We start from the raw sequence: 19,611 nt of genomic DNA, 5'->3' as shown, positions 1-19,611 counted from the left end.
ATTTGGAAACGTGTTTATTCAAAAGGAGGGCTTGTGAATAAGGCCATAATGATTAAAGAAAAAGGACAGGTCACCCTGCACCCAATGTCCGTGCCTTACAGTGAAGATCCTACGCGCCTTTTTCAGGTACTTTGCGGCGATAAAACCAATAGTCTGTTGTTGGAATCGGCAGAAATTGATTCCAAAGAAAATTTAAGCAGTTGGTTATTAGTTGATGCCGCTGTCCGCATCGTATGCCGAGGTCATCAGGTCACTTATGAAGCCCTGACTGAAAATGGTCGTCATTTGATTAAACGCCTTTCTTCCAACCTTCATGAGCAGGTTTCGTGTGAACTGTCACCGGATGCACTGATCCTGAATTTCGAGCAGCCGGATTCCGAGTTAGATGAAGACAGCCGTTTACGCGAAGCATCCAGTTTTGATGCTCTGAGACTGGTTCAGCACAGTTTCGATTTGGAAGGAAAAGACAAACATTCAATCTTTATGGGTGGTCTGTTTGCTTATGATCACGTCGCCAACTTTGAACCTTTGGGTAGTGCTCTGCAGGGCAACCAGTGCCCAGATTACGTTTTCTACGTCGCTGAAACTTTGATGGTAGTGGATCACCAGACTCGCACCTGTACAGTACAAGCCACACAGTTCGACGGTGATGCCTCCACCGAGTCTGCTTTAAAAAAAAGACTGAACGACATTGCTGAGAAAAGTGACAAGCCAGCGCCACTTAAAGAGGCAGTGAAGCTGAAAGATGTCTCAGCAGTACCAAGCATTTCAGATGACGTTTTCTGCCAAACCGTTACCAACTTAAAAGAATATGTTGTGAAAGGCGATGTCTTTCAGGTGGTTCCGTCTCGTCGGTTCACCTTACCTTGCCCATCACCACTAGCCGCTTATAAAGAGCTGAAGCGCAGTAACCCTAGCCCTTACATGTTCTACATGCACGACGAACTGTTCACACTGTTCGGGGCTTCTCCAGAAAGTGCGCTCAAGTATGAAACCAACACCAATCAGGTAGAAATTTACCCAATTGCTGGTACGCGTCGTCGCGGCAAGAATGCCGATGGCAGCATCGATTTCGATCTGGATAGTCGTATTGAGCTTGAACTTCGCGCTGACATGAAAGAAAACGCCGAGCATATGATGCTGGTCGATCTGGCTCGTAACGACGTTGCACGTATTTCTGAAGCAGGTACACGTCACGTTGCGGACTTACTCAAAGTAGACAGATACAGCCACGTAATGCATCTCGTATCGCGTGTGGTTGGTCAACTGCGTGAAGACCTTGATGCTCTGCACGCCTACCAAGCATGTATGAATATGGGAACATTAACGGGCGCACCAAAAATTCGTGCGATGCAGCTGATTCGAGACGTAGAGAAAGCACGTCGCGGCAGTTACGGTGGCGCAGTCGGTTACCTGACAGGTGAAGGCGATTTAGATACATGTATCGTTATTCGTTCGGCGTACATTGAAGATGGTATTGCGCAAGTTCAGGCAGGAGCAGGTGTTGTTTATGACTCCGATCCTCAGGCAGAAGCAGACGAAACCCGCGGTAAAGCACAAGCGGTAATTTCAGCAATTCAAAGTGCCCACAAGGAGTAAAAGATGGCGAACCTAGTATTTGTAGATAACTTTGACTCCTTTACGTACAACCTTGTTGATCAATTCCGCTCTCTGGGACATGACGTTACCATCTACCGCAACCATATTGCTGCGGAAGTGATTGCCAACGCAGTCGAGAAGCTGGACAACCCAGTAGTAGTACTGTCACCAGGTCCCGGTGCGCCATCCGAGGCAGGCAGCATGCCAGAACTGATTCAAAAGCTAAAAGGCAAAGTGCCAATGATTGGCATTTGCCTGGGGCATCAGGCAATTGTTGAGGCGTATGGAGGCACGGTTGCCGGAGCAGGTGAAATCGTTCACGGAAAAGTGTCGATGATGGCGCATCAAAACCATTCCGTTTATCACGACCTGCCCTCGCCTATTGCCACTGCTCGTTACCACTCACTGGTTGCCACTTCTGTACCTGAGTCACTAGAAGTAACGGCAGAAGTCGACGGACTGGTGATGTCTGTGGTAAATGAAAAAGACAAAGTGTGCGGATTCCAATTCCATCCCGAGTCCATCATGACGACTCAAGGGGCGAATTTGCTTGCCAATACCATTCGCTGGGCACTGGCTTAATCAAGAATAAGAAATTACGGATACTCAGCTCGGCTTTAAGTCAGAGCAAGAAGAAGGAAGATTTTATGGAACAGATTATAAATAAGCTTTACGACCAGCAATCTCTGACCAAAGACGAGAGCCAGCAACTGTTTGATGCCATCATCAAAGGTGAAATGGATTCTATTCTGCTTGCTGCTGTTCTAACTGCACTAAAAATCAAAGGCGAAACGCCAGAAGAAATTGCAGGCGCAGCATCAGCACTATTAGCTAATGCTAACCCGTTCCCTCGCCCGGATTACGATTTCGCAGATATCGTCGGCACAGGGGGCGACGGTTCTAATACCATCAATATTTCAACTACCGCCGCTTTTGTTGCCGCTGCATGTGGCGTAAAAGTCGCAAAACACGGCAACCGAGGAGTATCGAGCAAGTCCGGTTCTTCTGACCTGTTGGATTCATTCGGCATCAACCTTGCGATGAGCGCGGAAGATACGCGCAAAGCTGTGGACGATTTAGGTGTCGCTTTCCTATTCGCACCGCAATATCACGGTGGTGTTCGCCACGCCATGCCTGTTCGCCAGACCATGAAAACGCGCACCATCTTCAATATCTTGGGTCCTCTGATTAACCCAGCCCGTCCTAACATCGAATTGATGGGTGTTTATGATGCGGCTCTGGTTCGCCCAATTGCTGAAACCATGCTGCAAATGGGTATGAAGCGCGCAGCAGTCGTTCACGGAAGCGGTCTGGACGAAGTGGCTATTCACGGCGAGACTCTGGTTGCAGAAATCAAAGACGGCAAGATTGAAGAGTACACCCTTTCCCCGTCAGACTTTGGTGTGAACACGCACCCATTAGACGCCATCAAAGGGGGCGAGCCTGCAGAGAATCGCGCCATTATTACAGATATTTTGACAGGCAAAGGTACGGAAGCGCAGGTTTCTGCGGTTGCTGTAAACGTTTCTCTTCTTCTAAAGCTGTTTGGCAACGAAGATTTGAAAGCCAATACTCAAAAAGCCATTGATGCCATGAATTCTGGCGCGGCTTATGAGCTGGTGAAACAACTGGCAGAGAGAGGCTAAATCAATGTCTGAGCACATTACTCAACAAAACCGTGAAATGGCACAGGTGCTTGCTAAAATCGTTGCCGACAAGCATATATGGGTGGAAGAACGCAAAGTCAGCCAGCCTTTGGAAAGCTTTCAACCGTCACTTAAGCCATCGGACAGAAGTTTCTATGATGCGCTTTCTCAGGGTCAGTCTGCTTTTATTCTGGAATGCAAAAAGGCATCCCCTTCCAAAGGTTTGATTCGTGATGACTTTGATTTGGATTACATCGCTTCTGTGTACAAGAACCACGCGAGTGCCATCTCAGTTCTGACGGACGAAAAGTACTTTCAAGGCAGTTTTGATTTCCTTCCTCAGGTAAGGAATCAAGTAACACAGCCTGTTCTTTGCAAAGACTTCATGATCGATACGTATCAGGTGTATCTTGCAAGGCAATATAACGCCGATGCCATTCTTCTTATGTTGTCTGTGTTGGATGATGAGCAATACCAAGCGCTGGCAGAAGTGGCAGACAGCTTAAATCTGGGTATTTTGACAGAAGTCAGCAACGAGGAAGAGCTAGAACGTGCGATACGTCTCAAAGCGCGCGTTGTGGGCATAAATAACCGCAACCTGCGTGATCTTTCTATCGACCTCAACCGAACCAAAGAGCTGGCACCAAAACTGCCCGAAGGCACCATAGTTATCTCTGAATCCGGCATCTACAACAATCAGCAAGTTCGCGACCTCGCCAACCATGCAGATGGCTTCCTGATTGGAAGCTCATTGATGTCAGAAGACAACCTTGAGCTTGCTGTTCGCCGCGTTCTACTCGGTGAAAATAAAGTATGCGGCCTTACTTCACCAGAAGATGCCGCCAAGGCTTATCAAGCTGGTGCGGTGTTTGGTGGGCTTATTTTCGTTGAAAAATCCAAACGCTATGTGGATCTGGAAAAAGCTCGCTTAACCATGAGCGGCGCACCTTTGAACTTTGTCGGTGTATTCCAGAATCATCCATCTGACTTTGTTTCAGAAACCGCATCCACACTTGGCTTATCTGCGGTTCAGTTACATGGCGATGAAGACCAGTCTTATGTCGATTCACTCAGGGCTGCACTGCCAGAACAATGCAAGATTTGGAAAGCATACGGCGTATCAGAGTCTGCACCAAGCCTATTGAAAGCGAACGTGGATCGTCACCTTCTAGATTCAAAAGTGGGCAATCAATCTGGCGGAACGGGTGTTGCATTCGACTGGTCACTGATTGGCGACGAAAGAAACATCATGCTGGCGGGAGGGCTTTCGCCAGAAAATGCGAAAGAAGCGGCGAGTATTAGTTGCCTGGGTCTGGACCTGAATTCCGGCGTAGAAAGCGCACCGGGGCAGAAAGATCAAGCGAAACTGAGCCAGGCTTTTAAAGAAATTCGAAATTACTGATCACTGGCGGCTTGCCCGCTATCAAGAAAGTTTAAGGAAATACCATGGCAAAATTAGATGCCTACTTCGGAGAATATGGTGGTCAGTATGTACCACAAATTCTGGTTCCAGCACTTGAGCAACTGGAACAAGCCTTTATCGACGCGCAGGAAGATAAAGAGTTTTTTGCTGAATTTATGGGTCTGTTGCAAGAGTACGCTGGTCGTCCAACTGCTCTGACACTCACTCGAAACCTCACCAAAGGTACGAAAACCAAACTGTATCTGAAGCGAGAAGACTTGCTTCACGGTGGTGCTCACAAAACCAATCAGGTACTTGGTCAGGCACTGCTGGCGAAACGCATGGGTAAGAATGAGATCATAGCAGAAACAGGGGCTGGTCAGCACGGTGTTGCAACCGCACTTGCGTGTGCATTGTTGGGTTTAAAATGTCGCGTTTACATGGGTGCGAAAGACGTGGAGCGTCAGAGCCCTAACGTATTCCGTATGAAGCTGATGGGTGCGGAAGTGATTCCGGTTCACTCAGGTAGCTCTACTCTGAAAGATGCGTGTAACGAAGCGCTTCGTGACTGGTCTGCCTCTTACGAAACCGCACACTACCTTCTTGGTACTGCTGCAGGTCCACACCCTTTCCCAACCATCGTTCGTGAATTCCAGCGCATGATTGGTGAAGAAACTAAGAATCAGATTCTGGCTCGCGAAGGTCGTCTGCCCGATTCTGTTATTGCCTGCGTGGGTGGCGGTTCAAATGCCATCGGCATGTTTGCAGACTTCATTGATGAAACCGACGTTGCTCTTATCGGTGTTGAGCCAGCAGGCTTAGGTATCGATACCGATCAACACGGAGCGCCATTAAAGCATGGTAAAACGGGGATCTTCTTTGGAATGAAAGCCCCTCTGATGCAAGACACTTACGGACAGGTTGAAGAGTCTTATTCCGTCTCTGCAGGTCTGGACTTCCCTTCCGTCGGGCCTCAGCACGCACACTTGAACGCTACAGGCCGTGCTGAGTATGTCTCTATCACCGACGATGAAGCTCTGGATGCTTTCCAGGAACTGGCGCGCAACGAGGGCATCATTCCTGCTTTAGAATCTTCTCACGCACTGGCCTATGCCCTGAAACTGGCAAAAGAGAACCCAGAAAAAGAACAGCTACTGGTTGTTAACCTGTCTGGGCGTGGCGACAAAGATATCTTCACAGTACACGATATTTTAGAGAAGAAAGGAGCGCTGTAATGGATCGTTATCAAGCTATGTTCGCCCGTCTGGCGGAAAAAAATCAGGGTGCATTCGTTCCCTTTGTTACGGTAGGCGATCCTAACCCGGCACAATCTTTGAGAATCATGCAAACCTTAGTGGATGCAGGAGCAGACGCATTGGAGTTAGGGATTCCATTCTCCGACCCACTGGCGGATGGTCCGACAATTCAGGGTGCAAACATTCGTGCCCTGGATTCAGGTACCACACCGGATATCTGCTTCGACAGCATCGCAAAAATTCGTCAGGACAACCCTGAACTGCCTATAGGTTTGTTGATGTACGCAAACCTTGTGTATGCCAATGGCATCGACAGCTTTTACGAGCGCTGTGCCAACGCAGGGATTGATTCGGTGCTGATTGCAGATGTGCCAACCAATGAAAGTCAGGAATTTGTAGAAGCCGCGCACAAGCACGGTATTCATCCAATCTTTATTGCCCCGCCAACAGCGTCAGACGACACCTTAAAGCAGGTCTCAGAGCTCGGTGGAGGTTACACTTACCTACTTTCACGTGCTGGTGTAACAGGCGCAGAAACCAAAGCTAACATGCCTGTAGGCGATATGCTGGATAAGTTAAACCAGTTTGACGCGCCACCTGCATTATTAGGTTTCGGCATCTCGGAGCCTGAGCAAGTTAAGAAAGCTTTGGAAGCAGGCGCTGCAGGCGCGATTTCTGGCTCTGCGGTGGTGAAAATTATTGAAGCTAACATTGCAGATGAAAACGCTATGCTGGCAGCCCTGTCAGAATTTATCTCTCCGATGAAAGCTGCCACTCAAAAATAACAACATAAACGCAACATTTACCTTAATGTTGCGTTTTTCTCTTCCCCTGTTTAACGCGATCTCTTGCCCCACTTTTCAACCGAATAAACAACCTAACTCATATCAAAAGCAAACGTTTGGCATGAATAGTTATTCAAAAAACCATCAAATATGAATTTTTTCTTACTTATTCGTCTGCGTTATATTGATCGCATTTCCAATTCGGTGTAAAAGACCAAACCAGATTTTCATCCGATATTTTTTAACATATCAGATGCAATATCTAGGTTTGACGATATTTATAGCACAGAGGTTATGGAAGTGTTAAAGAGTAAGGGTTTATTAGGCAATATCGGTGTTCAAGTCGTTATTGCTATGATTCTTGGTACCTTAGCGGGTGCTTTGATGGGCAATTCAGCATCTATGTTTGCGCCGTTGGGTTCAATCTTCATCGCATTGATAAAGATGCTAGTGATCCCACTGGTGGCAGTGGCGCTGATTTCTGGTGCAGCAGGTCTTGGTGATAGTCACTCAGCAGGGAAAGTGGGCATCTTTACCCTAGGGTTCTTCGCAGTTACGTCTGCATTTGCAGTGACGCTGGCTCTGGCAATGGGTGAGATTTTCGAGCCGGGTATCGGTGTAGATGTATCTGGTGTTGAAGGCATGTTCTCAAACCAGTACGCATCAAAAGGTGAGTTGCCAACGTTCTGGGCAACCGTTATTGGCATGATCCCTACCAACGTTTTCCAATCTCTGAATGAAGCGAACATTCTTCAGATTCTGGTATTCTGTCTTTTCTTCGGGATTGCCGTATCTAAGCTGGAAAAAGAGCGTCGTGCTCCACTAATCAATGGCGTTAATGCCATCGTTGACGCTATGGTCTGGATGATCAACTGCGTGATGAAGATTGCTCCAATAGGTGTCTTCGGTCTGATGGCAGACGCAGTCGGTACATTTGGCTTCAGTGCTCTTACCGTTGTGATTAAGCTTTTCTTCGTTTACGTGGCAGCCATTCTTATCTTTGGTTTCGTGGTTTACCCTACTCTGGTACATGTATTCACTAAAACATCCGCTAAGAAATTCATTTCTGCGATGAAAAAGCCTCAAGCTGTCGCGCTTTCTACTGCATCTTCAATGGCGACACTGCCTGTTACTCTGGATACCGTTGAGCACGAGCTGAAAGTGCGTAACTCAACAGCGTCTTTCGCGCTTCCATTGGGTGCAACCATCAACATGAGTGGTAATGCAATCTACTACGGTCTGGTAGCAATTTTCTTTGCTCAGCTATTCAACGTAGATTTAAGCCTTGGCGCTTACGCTGCAATTATCGTGACTGCGACTATTGGTGCGGTAGGTCAGGCAGGTGTTCCTGGTCCTTCGTTCCTTGTTGTAGCAGTACTTCTTGCGGCTGGGATTCCAATTGAAGGTCTTCCACTGCTGTTCGCACTGGATCGTGTTTTTGACATGATTCGTACTGCGCTGAACATCACTGGTGACGCAGCTTGTGCTGTTATCGTTGATTCTTTGATTGATGAAGACGAGAAAGCCGCTGAAGCGAAAACTCAAAGCGCTTAATTGGCTTACGCTAGACAACAAGAAGGGAAGTCTCGGCTTCCCTTTTTTATTTCTTCATTCGCTTTTCGATTTCCCTTTTCTCCCAGTCGTCATCGAAAAAGCTGAATACCTCGAATACCTTCACCGCTTGCAACGCAATACTTAATCCCCAACCTAACGCAACCCAAATCGTCCATATATAACCTGGACTGGTGATGAGGTTGATGATGAACAAGAAGCCTATCGTTGCCACATAGCTCAGCAGGCTTGAGTAAAACTTTTTCAATCGTTTTACTTTTTTAGCTGCGTCTTTCTCTTCTGTTGAAATGACAATGTTTTCGTTACTCAGGCTTTCTGTATTGGTCATTGGTGTCTCCTGCTGCAAAGTATGAATATCAACTTCAAACACTGCGGCTAAAGATTTGAGTGACTCCATTCCAGGTTTGCTTCCCTGTTCTATTCTCTGAATGGTTCTGACACTTAATCCGCTCATCTGAGAGAGTTGTTCTTGAGACCACCCTCGGTCGGTTCTAAGAGCTTTCAAATTCATAGCAACGCCTTGTTGATGCAACTTACTTTAGCCGGATTTCGACCTGACATGGAACGACATCAAGCCGACACCGACCCGACAGTTCCTATTTTTCAATCAGTTAGCATAACTCACGGTAACTCCGGAGCATATTGCGAACATCTCAATTTCAGACGATAACATCAGAATTTTGCCTGGATGTCGAATAGAAAAAGGCAAAGCTTAAACCTGAACTTTGCCCGATATCTTGCCTACATGCGATTTACACATCGCTCTCTGTTGTGAGTTCTCTGTCTTTTTTAAAGCGTTTAGAGAACCAAAGATTTTCGATTTTTGTTGCTGATTTTCCTAAACAGAGCACTCGGGTGATGTTGGTCCCTAACAACAATCTTTCGGCAACAATAGGTCCCACGATTCCGGCTAGCAATGACACTGCAAAAAGCAGGTGAGTATTCTCAACACCAACTTTGGTGAGGATGATTCGAAAAGCCGCAGTAAAGAAAACATGGAAAAGATAAATTGAGTAAGAATACACACCTATTCTGGCAAGCCACTGGCTCCTTCCGCGAACAGACAGTGCACCAACGCAAAATACTGCTCCTACCAATAACCCATAGACAGATCGTTTGTCGTGCACATAAAGGTAGCCAAGTGCGTTTAGCATGAGCGACGCCGAAACCAAGGTCAATAACATCCAACCGTGCCAAACCGAAAGATACCGAATCAAGTTAAACCTGTGTATCGCTACACCGAGCAAGAAGAATGGAAATAAGTAAACAGCACCAGACAAAGCAAAATACGGCACATCAAAGCTAGAGGTATAGATAAAGGTCGCCAATCCAAAAACGGCCGAAAACAACAGTGGATTACTCAGGAATTTCAATGCTTCAAATATTGCTACGAACACAAATATGATGAATAGTGCCTCGACAAACCAAAAATGTGCCACAGGTAAAACATGTAACGTTGACCAATTGTATTGCTCGGCATTCGCACCAGGGGTGAATGATTGCAAAACCGCAAAGCACGTCCCTACAACCAGCATAGGGAAAAGTAATCGTCTCGTTTTTCCGGAGATAAACTTTCGATAATCGCCATCAAACGGGCGATAGGCGTAAACCAATCCCGATAAAAATGTAAAGATGGGCATCCTGACATAGCCGAGAAGATCATTCACTTCTCGATACAAGCCCTCTTCAAGCCTTAATCCATTAAAAGGTGTATTACCAACTACATGGTATGCCACAAGTAAAATACACGCGAAGCCACGCAGCGTGTCGATTGCCAGTCTGTCGTTGTTCATTTTTGTTCTTCAGTAAAGAAGCCCATGGGGCAAATAGGGAAAGAAATTGGAAGGGACGATCTCAAGAGCGCAAACCTGAGTACCACGCTGGAGACATTTCAATCTGGTCATAGATTAATTCGCCTTCCACCGAGTATTTCAACACGCTAAATTCGATTATATGACTGATTTTTCATGTATGTTTGATATGAATTTATTGAGATTTTTATTTTGTATTTGTCATACTTTTAAACATTCCAATAGTAAGATCTTCTTATTTTAAAATTAGTCTCATTTTAAAATATTCAATAACTCACGCTTTCGTTGATAAGGTTATTCGTTAGACAAAGAACCGATGACCTGATGAATACTTTCGACCACAAGTGGGACGTTTTGCCACAGTACAAAGTGCCCCTCATCCGGTGGCTGAATGAGCTTTACAGACTGCTTGGGAAGTTTATTGATGGCGAATACAGAGTTGCCGGGATCGGCAATATCATCCTCAACACCATGGACAATATTGATGGGCATAGTTAGGGCAGACCAATCACGGGATGCCAAGAGTTCCAGTTCCTTAGACAGTGACATCATTTCTACGTTGGACTGATTCCATTCTGTAGGTAACACCCACTTTGCCAGCAAAGTATCTGCAATGCGGTTGTACCATTTGGGGTGTTCCAGTTCCGGATCAAACGCAGGTGCGACAAACACCATCCCACTAACCTGATTAGGTGCAATAAGCCCTAACTGAAGAGCAATTGGTCCCCCCAGAGAGTGTCCAACTAATATATTCGCTTTGTTTTTGGATAAAAAAGGAAGAATGGCCTGAGCTTGCTTTAAGATAGATGGTTCTGGCAGTGGGTCAGATTCGCCATACCCGAGCCTGTCAATGGACACTAAGTCCGCACTTTTACGGAGATCCGGGCGCTTAAGATAAGCGGAATAGCCTTCTTTGGAACCGGGAGAACCATGAATAAAAAGAATCTGAACCTGTGTCTGTGGTGAAGTAACGCTGGTCACGCCAAGCGATTCGGGCACGGAAACAGGCACGTCGCTATGACGCATTTGGGCACTGGCTACAACCACAATCAAAACAAGACCCAGCAACCATCCCCAATACTTCACTTTTCTTCTCACATTACGTTCTCTTTAGTTCCACTGACCTACCCAGTCTAGGAGACGGGTACATACAAAATAAAACATGATTCGAACTTGCGCCCGAATCATGCTTATAAAGAACGAAATGTGTAGGAATTTATTTCACTAAACCGCGATTTCTTCCAGCGGCTTTACCCAGTTCTTGCGCCATTCAGGTGCCGGGTAGTTGTCTGGCCAAAATTCGGTCTGCTTAGTGATTCTGCCATTGAATACTGTATGGAACGTAATGGCTCGACCAACGACTTTACCGTCAGAAACGGTGACATCGCTGACAACCTGAGTGCCTTCTTCAATCAGGCTATTTACCTGAAACGTCCATTTGCCCTCTGCTGGGTATTCACTATTGATAGAGGCAAAGTTCTCCTGCCCAACAATGAGTTCATTAGATTGTGGCCAGGAACATTCAAAATCTTCACTCAACCATCGTTTCGCCACATCATGAAAATCGTTTTCTGCCATGGCTTTCCAGTAGTTGGCGACCACTTGCTTGGGAGTTACATAAGAGTTTTTTTTCACTGAGATATCCTTTATCTGCTATTGGATTACAGTGCGTCTTTTATTAGGTTCTGTTGACCTAGCTATTTTTATTGCTCAGGCAGCGACACTACTCTGGCACAGACGGCACTTTTCCCTTGCCCGTCTGGAAAATCAGGAAGATGGCGCTCGCCAGAGTTCCTCCAAAGATCCACAGGTTAGACAAAAAAGAGTCAAACTCATATTGCTCATGAGTCATAAACGCGGAGTGCAATATGCCATGAATGACAATAAAAGTAGCCATCGCAGTTTGAAGTTTTTCGATCTTACTCAGAAATTCCGTCGGTAACATAACCATCATCACAAGAAACAGAGGAATATGCGCCGCGACAAACAATGTCATAGCATAATCCTGCGGTATCCAGACGGTAAGCGGAATCACCAACCACTCGTGGTGCATCATGGCGTCAATCTCGTGAATCACAAAGAAAGCAAACCCAAGAAAAAATAAAACGTTCTTCATATCTATCGTAATGTTCAGGGTCTGTTGACCCCCTGGTTAAATCCAACGACGGACTTGCGTTTGGTATTCTGGATAGGAGTCTGGAAAAAGTTCTGTCAGGAACCTTTCTTCTGGCAGAATCTGAAATTTCGTTATGTACGCGACAAACACCACGCAAAACGTAAAAGAAAGCCAGTTATTGAACAGTATGCCTAGCCCCAAAAGCGCAAGTAACATTCCGAGATACATAGGGTTTCTTGTGTACTGATATATGCCCGTTGTTACCAGAGAGGTCGTTTTCTCTGTCAGCGTAGGATGGAACGTTGTCTTCTTTTTGTTAAAGGCAATCAAGCCAGAAGTGGCAAGCAAAATGCCAAGCGTAAACAATAGAAAACACAGCAGATATGTCACAAGATTGTGTTGTTGGAATATTTTCGCAGCAGGCAACATCCACATACTTATGGCGCAAGTGAAAGCGATGATTGGAGGAGGAATCTTCAGCTCAAGTGCCTGCATTGACTTCCCTATCAGTTTTCCCGATAAGCTCAAACTACCCGAATCAAATCCGATTGAAAAGAGTTGATATGCCTATATGATAAGAAATGTGCAATTTGGCATAACATTCGTACTTTTTTGAATAAAAATATTTACAATACGCATGCCAAGTAAACCCTTAATTTCAAAGAGGTTTAACTATTGAAAGAATACGACATTGCGTTTCTGCATACCGCGAAGATTCACGTTGATACTTTTACCAATCTTACTAGCCAAATGGCACCAGACTTGCGCCAGATCCATCGGGTTGAACCTGAGCTGTTAAGTAAAGCCGTGTCAGAAGGATTGAATCACTCTGTAGTTGCAAACACCGAAGAGATATTACGCGATTTAGCCAGTATCGCGAGAATCACAATATGCACTTGCTCTACGCTGGGAAGCATCGCTGAACAGTTGGTGTCGAGAGAAAAGTTAGATGTCAGAAGAATCGACCGGGCAATGGCAGATGTTGCCGTCGGTCATCAAAAAATTCTGGTTCTGGCGGCATTAGAAAGTACGCTACCGCCCACCAGGCAGTTGCTGGAAAGTTCAATGCATACGCAATCGTCGATGGTGGACATTCACTATCATCTGATTGAACAGGCTTGGGAAGACTTCCAATCCGGCGATATGCCTGCGTATTTAACGAAGATAAGAAATGCAATTGTGGACCAGCAGTCAGGCTATGAAGTCATTGTACTGGCACAGGCATCTATGGCAGGAGCAACAAATAACCTGGCTGCCCAAATTCCGGTGCTGAGTAGCCCGGAAATTGGGGTAAAAGCAGCAGTAAAGACGCTATTGAATCTATAAGGAATGGCTAGAACGCCATCAAACCTACGACAAACAGCCCCACCAAGCTCAGTGCTGTTACCGCAAACACCACACTGCGAGCAATTTTAAAATTGAGGTAATAGCAGAACATGTGAGCCACGCGAGAGCCAAAATAAATCGAGGCAAGCAAGTTGACCCAATACGGGGATGCCGAAGTTAAAACGGCAAACAGAGTGACAAGAATAAAAATGGCAATACTTTCATTGGTGTTCAGATGTGCACGCGCAACACGAAACAAGACATCATCGTGGTTTGACGCGATGGTGTGCCCGGGTTTGTGCTTTTTGATAATACCGACAACATCTGCAATCAGAAGCTGAATAAACATCAACGCTCCCATTAAGCCCACAACCAACACCGTGGTCTGATACTCCGCTAAATAGATCATATGAATCTTCCTTGATATAAAGATGCCTACAAACTTACCCTGCCACTGAAGAATATCCAGCACATACCTATAGAAATTATGAAAACTGAGAGAAAGAAACCAAAAAAGCCATTGCTTCACACAATGGCTTTTCATAATTATCTCTCGATAGTGCTGATCAGTTTTTCAGACGTTCCTGGTATTCTTCATAACTCATCTTTGAATCTTGCATGCACTGCTCGTATTCCAGCTTGTCGGCAATACTCTGGCACTGATTCTGTTGAGAACTGCGAGTGCCGTAATACGCCTGAGGACCAGAGCATGCAGCGATCAACATTACAACTGATGCTACGGTGATAATCTTAACTTTCATGTCTTGAGTCACTTCCTTGAAACCATTTCATGGGTTTGTCACGGAATAATTTAGACCACTTCACCCTGCTTTGGTTCATCAACTTCCAGGAAGCAGTAAACGCGGAATGTGTAAGCTGTGATCATGACCATTAGAATAGTGCTGATTGCCCCAATCACAAAGTCTACAACCGCATTTTCTAACTCAAGAATACCAACCAGAGAACCTAACAGATAGGTCGGCATTGCCTGCAACAGAGCCACCAGCAAATAGCCACCGAGAATTGGCCATTGGAATTGCTTGGTCGCATTCCAGCTTAAGGTTAATGACTCTGTGTACGATTTCTCTTCAAGCACGCAGAAATAGTCTGCTAGGCAGAATCGTCCGATAAGATAGATTCCTGGAATGATCAGCAGCATAAAGCCGAAAAATACCGCTATACCCATAACGATGTACATGACCAGTAACCTGACATAAGCATCACTGCCGTGACGGTAACACTGTCCTGTTGTTAAGTTTGCCCCGTCATATCGCGACTTCAGAAGAACCACAATCGCAGCCTGATACAAAGGAAGAAGAACAAAAGGAGCAAGGGTAAGAAGAGAGCCCTGAAGCGCAGTTATATTTTTCAAGTCAATAGGGATGACTGCATTAAACAAGTCGACAATGCATATCACTGGCAGCATGACGAGCGTTATGGCATACAAGTGACGTCGATAGTAATTCCAAGACTCCTGAATGATCTTAAAAATGTCCATGTTTTTCCTTTGCAACTTAAAATGCAGCCTCAAAATATAGTGTTTAACACGATCTTTCAAACATTTGTCTTTTCTAAAGTGTGTAATTTTGTAGCTTTGGTACAGTTCGCAAAACTCATGAGCGTTTATTGAACTGTGAAGGAAAACGAAAAAAGCCCCTATCCGGGGCAAGACTCACTTACAGAGAATTGAAATTGGCGCAACTCAGGCACAGGCGATATGGGGGTTGTGTGCCTGACTGATGCACCTCTTTAAAGTATTAACACGCTTTGATTCAGGAAGTTTCGTTAGCGGAGTCTTCTGCCTTACTGGCTGCTCTGACGGCTAAATAGCAGATGACAACCATAAAGAGTGGAATGACAGCGGCTGCCGTTTCAACCCAGGCAAAACCCAGAAAGCTCTTAGCCAGTATCAGATGACCGAATACCAACATCAGGGCACATACAATAGCAACAACAATCAATTTTATCTCTTGAGAGGCGGTATGCTTGCTCATGGGAAGACTCCTTAACTTAACCACCCCTTTTATGCCATACAGAACCTAAAACGCTGTAGAACAGTTACTTCGAAAAAGAACCGAACAGTTAAAAAAACGCCTCAAATCACTTTGAGGCGTTTGTTGGTTCTTGATGTTTGTTCAGATTATCTCCAGACACCCCACTGACCAGTCGTGCCAGGTTCTTCACCTCGGGTATGCCACTGCGCAGTCCACGTTTTGCCAGCGTGTGTTACCGTATCACCTTCCTTATAAACTTTGGTTGCACTCCATGCATCTGTTACCGGAGGCGTAGGGTCCGTCGCTTTGATAAGAGACAGCTGATAGGTAGGTTCTGCATTCGTTGCATGAACCTTGTTCGCCAGCACATTTGAACTGTCGTACATATAGTGATTCATTTCAGCATGCCAGATACCGATGAACCACTTACCTTTGTTCTGGTCATTGAATTGAGTAGCAATCAAGCCCGCCCAGTTCGACTGGTTGTTGGCTGTGATTGGCAGTTGAATGTCGTTTGTCTCTTGTCCTGTTGGGCTAAACGTACGGAATCTCACCGTATCCCCTACTTCTACAGGTCCAAAATCGGGAGTCACAAAGTAGCCAAGTTCCGTCAGGTTCTTCGCTGGAGGAGTTGGATCAACTGGACCCGGATCTGGGTTAGTACCGCCACCACTGAAACTGATGTCACTACAGTTGTAGAAACCTTCACCGCCTGGATCTTTGCGCTGCCAGCGGGTGTAAAGTACTGCGTCACCGGTTCTTCCTGCCGGAATTTTCACTGTGAGTCGGTATTTCTTATCCGGTCCAAGCACCACGTTGTCATTCCTGACCAGTCGATCGAGATCTGACCAAGTTAACGGTGCGTCACCTGTGTAAGCGGCGTTGGATAGGTACACTTCCCAGTACGATGGATCATGAGGTGTCGAAGCGTTAAAGACTAACTCAAACTCATTGTTCGCATCCAACTGAAGGGCTGTCTTTTGCCAATTTGGTGACGCCACATCCAGCCCGGCTTTTGAGCTAGCGCCAGCGGAACATAAGCTGCCATCTGCGATTACAGCTCTTACGTGTGCCATATCTTCATAATTGGCAACGTTCGCTGCAATTTCGTTTCTTTGTACGAACGGGAATGCCCCCGAAACATCGTAAGCTGCCTGACAAGCCTGATTAGGGATAGCGTTATCCCAAAATCCACCGTCTAGGTAACAGGTGTTTTGTCTCGCGCTTGGGTATTCTACCCAGCCATGCGCATTCGCCAAACCTGGCAATAAAACCTGCGATAGCCCTGCCAAAGCGACAGAGCATAGTGCTAGTTTTTTCATTGTTTCTCTCCGTTTTATTTTCCTGAACATGTCCACGGTGGCGAAAATGGCTGAGCCAAAATAACCGCGAACTCATTCAGGTTAACAAAGGAGAAAAAGAGAGGAGTCGAATGCAAGTTTATAAATGCAAAGGATTTGTTAAAACGATAAAGTGATTCCATAATCAACTTTACACAATGCAACTGCATTTATTGATTTGCGCCTGATTTCAAACCTCAGATCAGTTGTAAATTGCCTCACTAATCCGGGCGCCCAATTGCCGTATCGCGTGCTCAATTTGAGCATCCCACTCAAATGAACAGTTCAGCCGAATATGATGTGCATAGTGTTTATCTGAGCTAAAAAGAATACCAGGCGCAATACCGATGTTGTCTTCGAGAAGTTGGGTATATATCGATTCCGCATTTACGCACTCCGGCATTTCAACCCAAACGAAATACCCCCCTTTTGGAGAAGTTACCTTTACCTCCTCAGGTAGGTAAGCTCTCAGCCCCTTCAGAAAGTCCTGCTGACGCTGTTTAAGAGTTTTGCGAAGTTTGCGCAAGTGTGTGTCGTAGCCACCAGACTGGAGGTAATCAGCAATACCTAACTGAGTTGGCATACTGGCAGAAAGCGTCGACATCAGCTGTGCACGCTGCAACTGCTTGGCGTACTGACGGTTTACAACCCAACCCACTCGGTAGCCAGGGGCAAGGCATTTGGAAAAAGACCCACAATGCAAAACCGAATGCTGACTGTCAAAGGCTTTGGCCGGCTGGGGTTTTGTGTCATCAAAATAGAGTTCCGAATACACATCATCTTCGATAAGAGGAACATCGTGGCTGCACAACAACTTAACCAGCTTTTGCTTTTTCTCTTTTGGAACAGTGTGACCCAGCGGATTCTGAAAATTCGTCATAAACCAGCATGCCTTGATTGGCAAAGTGCTCAGCGCCTGATCCAACATTTCTAAGTCGATACCTGACTTCGGGCAACTGGGAATTTCAACCACTTTGAGTTTCAGGCGCTCAATCGCCTGCAATGCGCCATAGAAGGTTGGTGACTCTACCGCGACCAGATCACCGGGATTAGTGACAACCTGCAAGCTCAGGTTCAATGCTTCCATTGCCCCGGAAGTTACAACAATATCGTCGGGCAATACGTGAATGCCTTCGAGATTGTAACGCTGGGCTATGCATCGTCTTAAACTGTCGTTGCCGGGAGGAAGGTTATTCACCGTGGACTTTGGCGCCATCTTACGCCCGCTGCTCGCCATGCATCGCGTCAGTACTTTGAAGGGGAACAACTCTGGGTCTGGAAACGCGCTGCTTAAAGGGATCGCATCGTTTTTCCGAGTTTGCTGCAAAACATCAAAAAGCACATCATTGATGTTCACCGTATCTGTCTGGCTGAGTGATTCTCGGGTACTTGGCAGCGAAGGCTCTGGCGGTTTCGGCGCGACGTAATACCCCGACTGCGGGCGAGCCGTAACCCAGCCCTGACTTTCTAGCAACTGATAAGATTGCATCACGGTTGCAATACTGAACCCTGAAGTTCGGCACGTTGCCCTGACGGATGGCAGTTTGTCTCCTGCCCTCCAGACGCCATTTTCGATTTGTGATTTGATGTCCTGAGCCAATTGTTCGTATCTGGTCATTCCGTGAGCCTTTGCTTGTTCGGTGCTTCGAACAGTATCTTGTTATTATGCTTTTTTTCAGAAGCTCGAATAGTAGTCTTTCCGCGACGATTTTTCATGGCATCAGCCTCGTGCAGCGTCCATTTTTGTGAAGATGAGCACCGAATGACACCCCTTAAAGATAAGGCTCGCCGTTGTCACAATCTTGCGGTATCTTGAGGAGTAAATGTACCCAACCTCACGGTTGAACGCAGACAAAACCGATTCATATTCAAAGTGGTATCATAGGAATGGAATTCAGGCACCAATTTATTGACGTCTCTCCCTATCAACGCGTTTTTGTCATTGGCGACATCCATGGCAAGCTTGACCATTTAAAACACACACTCGATGCCATTGAGTTCGATTCATCGAATGATCTTCTTATTTCCGTCGGCGACCTGATAGACCGTGGTCCTCAGTCTATTGAAACTCTGGAGTTTTATCACCGGACACCCTGGTTCCTTTCAATCGCTGGAAATCATGAACTCATGATGTCTAATGCCCTTTCTGTCTGGGATCTGGAAGATAAAACTAGCGAACAGAGACGCCTGATTGAAGTGTGGTGTAAAAACGGTGGAGACTGGGCGTTAACTCAGCCAAGAGCGACGCTTGAGAAGTTGGTAAACATCGTTAACCAAATACCCTGTGCCATCACTTGTGCGCTGCCTGATGGGCGTAAGGTGGGAATCAGTCATGCCCAGCCACACTCGCTTGTGTGGGAGGAAATGCAGAACTGGCAAGGAGATATGATGGACAACCCACGATGGATTTGGGGTCGAACTAGAATCCAGGGGCAGCCTTCTGAGGCCGTATCCGGCGTTGACTTCACCATTCATGGGCACACTCGTAGCGACAAAGTTGTGCGGATAGCAAACAGCTATTTTATCGATACCGCATCACGCAATGACTACACCGGCGAATTCACGCTACTGGAACTCTATTCCGGCGAGTTTTACTCAGCATTAACCTTGACCGAATGGGAAAATTTGTAAGACTCCCAGCATTTTTTGACAAAAAGCTCACATTTCATACTGATCAGTTCGATTTCATGTCATATGCTCGTTTTATATCCAAGTTATCAAAGTAACTTCATGGGTATAAAACTTAGAATAACGATGCTCGAAG

General features: G+C 46.0%; 21 protein-coding genes. 9 read left to right on the top strand and 12 right to left on the bottom strand.

The window, feature by feature from the left end:
• The first annotated feature begins 48 nt into the window (after positions 1-48).
• From INR79_RS07440 to INR79_RS07410, 7 genes are all read left to right on the top strand, one after another.
• Positions 49-1,599, top strand: coding sequence for an anthranilate synthase component 1 (locus INR79_RS07440; RefSeq protein WP_410482898.1), 1,551 nt, complete (start codon positions 49-51; stop codon positions 1,597-1,599).
• Positions 1,600-1,602: 3 nt separating this feature from the next.
• Positions 1,603-2,181: an aminodeoxychorismate/anthranilate synthase component II gene (locus tag INR79_RS07435; protein ID WP_223096643.1), complete on the top strand. Its 579-nt coding sequence runs from the start codon at positions 1,603-1,605 to the stop codon at positions 2,179-2,181.
• Positions 2,182-2,246: 65 nt separating this feature from the next.
• Positions 2,247-3,245 carry an anthranilate phosphoribosyltransferase gene (gene trpD / locus INR79_RS07430; RefSeq protein ID WP_223096641.1) on the top strand — a complete coding sequence of 333 codons (999 nt, stop codon included), beginning with the start codon at positions 2,247-2,249 and terminating at the stop codon, positions 3,243-3,245.
• A 4-nt stretch (positions 3,246-3,249) separates the two neighbouring features.
• Entirely contained in the window at positions 3,250-4,647 is a 1,398-nt protein-coding gene (trpCF, locus tag INR79_RS07425) for a bifunctional indole-3-glycerol-phosphate synthase TrpC/phosphoribosylanthranilate isomerase TrpF (protein ID WP_223096639.1), read from the top strand.
• A gap of 44 nt (positions 4,648-4,691) precedes the next feature.
• On the top strand, positions 4,692-5,882 hold the full coding sequence (gene trpB, locus INR79_RS07420) for a tryptophan synthase subunit beta (RefSeq protein ID WP_022550361.1): 1,191 nt from the start codon (positions 4,692-4,694) through the stop codon (positions 5,880-5,882).
• Positions 5,882-6,688, top strand: coding sequence for a tryptophan synthase subunit alpha (gene trpA, locus INR79_RS07415; RefSeq protein ID WP_223096637.1), 807 nt, complete (start codon positions 5,882-5,884; stop codon positions 6,686-6,688). Before trpB ends, trpA begins: the two co-directional genes overlap by 1 nt.
• Before the next feature lie 294 nt (positions 6,689-6,982).
• Complete coding sequence (locus INR79_RS07410) at positions 6,983-8,242, top strand: dicarboxylate/amino acid:cation symporter (RefSeq protein ID WP_223096635.1); 1,260 nt, start codon at positions 6,983-6,985, stop codon at positions 8,240-8,242.
• A 46-nt stretch (positions 8,243-8,288) separates the two neighbouring features.
• On the opposite strand, the gene INR79_RS07405 is transcribed toward INR79_RS07410, so the two are convergent.
• From INR79_RS07405 to INR79_RS07380, 6 genes are all read right to left on the bottom strand, one after another.
• Positions 8,289-8,771: a helix-turn-helix domain-containing protein gene (locus tag INR79_RS07405; RefSeq protein WP_004400664.1), complete on the bottom strand. Its 483-nt coding sequence runs from the start codon at positions 8,769-8,771 to the stop codon at positions 8,289-8,291.
• Between the two features lie 241 nt (positions 8,772-9,012).
• Positions 9,013-10,053: an acyltransferase family protein gene (locus tag INR79_RS07400; RefSeq protein ID WP_223096633.1), complete on the bottom strand. Its 1,041-nt coding sequence runs from the start codon at positions 10,051-10,053 to the stop codon at positions 9,013-9,015.
• Between the two features lie 312 nt (positions 10,054-10,365).
• A complete protein-coding gene (locus tag INR79_RS07395) occupies positions 10,366-11,169 on the bottom strand; it encodes an alpha/beta fold hydrolase (RefSeq protein WP_223096631.1) in 804 nt (267 codons plus the stop codon).
• A gap of 126 nt (positions 11,170-11,295) precedes the next feature.
• Positions 11,296-11,706 carry a nuclear transport factor 2 family protein gene (locus tag INR79_RS07390; protein ID WP_223096629.1) on the bottom strand — a complete coding sequence of 137 codons (411 nt, stop codon included), beginning with the start codon at positions 11,704-11,706 and terminating at the stop codon, positions 11,296-11,298.
• 88 nt (positions 11,707-11,794) lie between these two features.
• Positions 11,795-12,187 carry a DUF6713 family protein gene (locus INR79_RS07385; protein WP_004400659.1) on the bottom strand — a complete coding sequence of 131 codons (393 nt, stop codon included), beginning with the start codon at positions 12,185-12,187 and terminating at the stop codon, positions 11,795-11,797.
• Between the two features lie 36 nt (positions 12,188-12,223).
• Positions 12,224-12,682 carry a methyltransferase family protein gene (locus INR79_RS07380; RefSeq protein ID WP_022550355.1) on the bottom strand — a complete coding sequence of 153 codons (459 nt, stop codon included), beginning with the start codon at positions 12,680-12,682 and terminating at the stop codon, positions 12,224-12,226.
• Positions 12,683-12,862: 180 nt separating this feature from the next.
• On the opposite strand from INR79_RS07380, the gene INR79_RS07375 reads away from it, so the two are divergent.
• Positions 12,863-13,513 carry an aspartate/glutamate racemase family protein gene (locus INR79_RS07375; protein WP_022614025.1) on the top strand — a complete coding sequence of 217 codons (651 nt, stop codon included), beginning with the start codon at positions 12,863-12,865 and terminating at the stop codon, positions 13,511-13,513.
• Positions 13,514-13,520: 7 nt separating this feature from the next.
• On the opposite strand, the gene INR79_RS07370 is transcribed toward INR79_RS07375, so the two are convergent.
• From INR79_RS07370 to INR79_RS07345, 6 genes are all read right to left on the bottom strand, one after another.
• On the bottom strand, positions 13,521-13,922 hold the full coding sequence (locus INR79_RS07370; protein WP_004400653.1) for an MAPEG family protein: 402 nt from the start codon (positions 13,920-13,922) through the stop codon (positions 13,521-13,523).
• A gap of 157 nt (positions 13,923-14,079) precedes the next feature.
• Positions 14,080-14,274 (bottom strand): hypothetical protein, encoded by a 195-nt coding sequence (locus tag INR79_RS07365; RefSeq protein WP_022550353.1) that lies wholly within the window; start codon positions 14,272-14,274, stop codon positions 14,080-14,082.
• Positions 14,275-14,324: 50 nt separating this feature from the next.
• Positions 14,325-15,011 (bottom strand): membrane spanning protein, encoded by a 687-nt coding sequence (locus tag INR79_RS07360; RefSeq protein ID WP_004400651.1) that lies wholly within the window; start codon positions 15,009-15,011, stop codon positions 14,325-14,327.
• Between the two features lie 274 nt (positions 15,012-15,285).
• Complete coding sequence (locus INR79_RS07355) at positions 15,286-15,507, bottom strand: asparaginyl- tRNA synthetase (protein WP_004400650.1); 222 nt, start codon at positions 15,505-15,507, stop codon at positions 15,286-15,288.
• Between the two features lie 146 nt (positions 15,508-15,653).
• On the bottom strand, positions 15,654-16,829 hold the full coding sequence (locus INR79_RS07350; protein WP_223096627.1) for a lytic polysaccharide monooxygenase: 1,176 nt from the start codon (positions 16,827-16,829) through the stop codon (positions 15,654-15,656).
• A 220-nt stretch (positions 16,830-17,049) separates the two neighbouring features.
• Positions 17,050-18,465, bottom strand: a complete 1,416-nt coding sequence (locus tag INR79_RS07345) for a PLP-dependent aminotransferase family protein (protein ID WP_022592208.1) — start codon at positions 18,463-18,465, stop codon at positions 17,050-17,052.
• 269 nt (positions 18,466-18,734) lie between these two features.
• Between INR79_RS07345 and INR79_RS07340 the strand changes: the two genes are divergently transcribed.
• Positions 18,735-19,478 (top strand): metallophosphoesterase, encoded by a 744-nt coding sequence (locus tag INR79_RS07340; RefSeq protein ID WP_223096625.1) that lies wholly within the window; start codon positions 18,735-18,737, stop codon positions 19,476-19,478.
• Positions 19,479-19,611 lie beyond the last annotated feature (133 nt).

Source organism: Vibrio sp. SCSIO 43132 (genome assembly GCF_019904195.1).
Lineage (GTDB): Bacteria > Pseudomonadota > Gammaproteobacteria > Enterobacterales > Vibrionaceae > Vibrio > Vibrio nigripulchritudo.
Note: the sequence above shows the minus strand (reverse complement) of the source record. Positions and strands in the feature narration are given on the sequence as shown.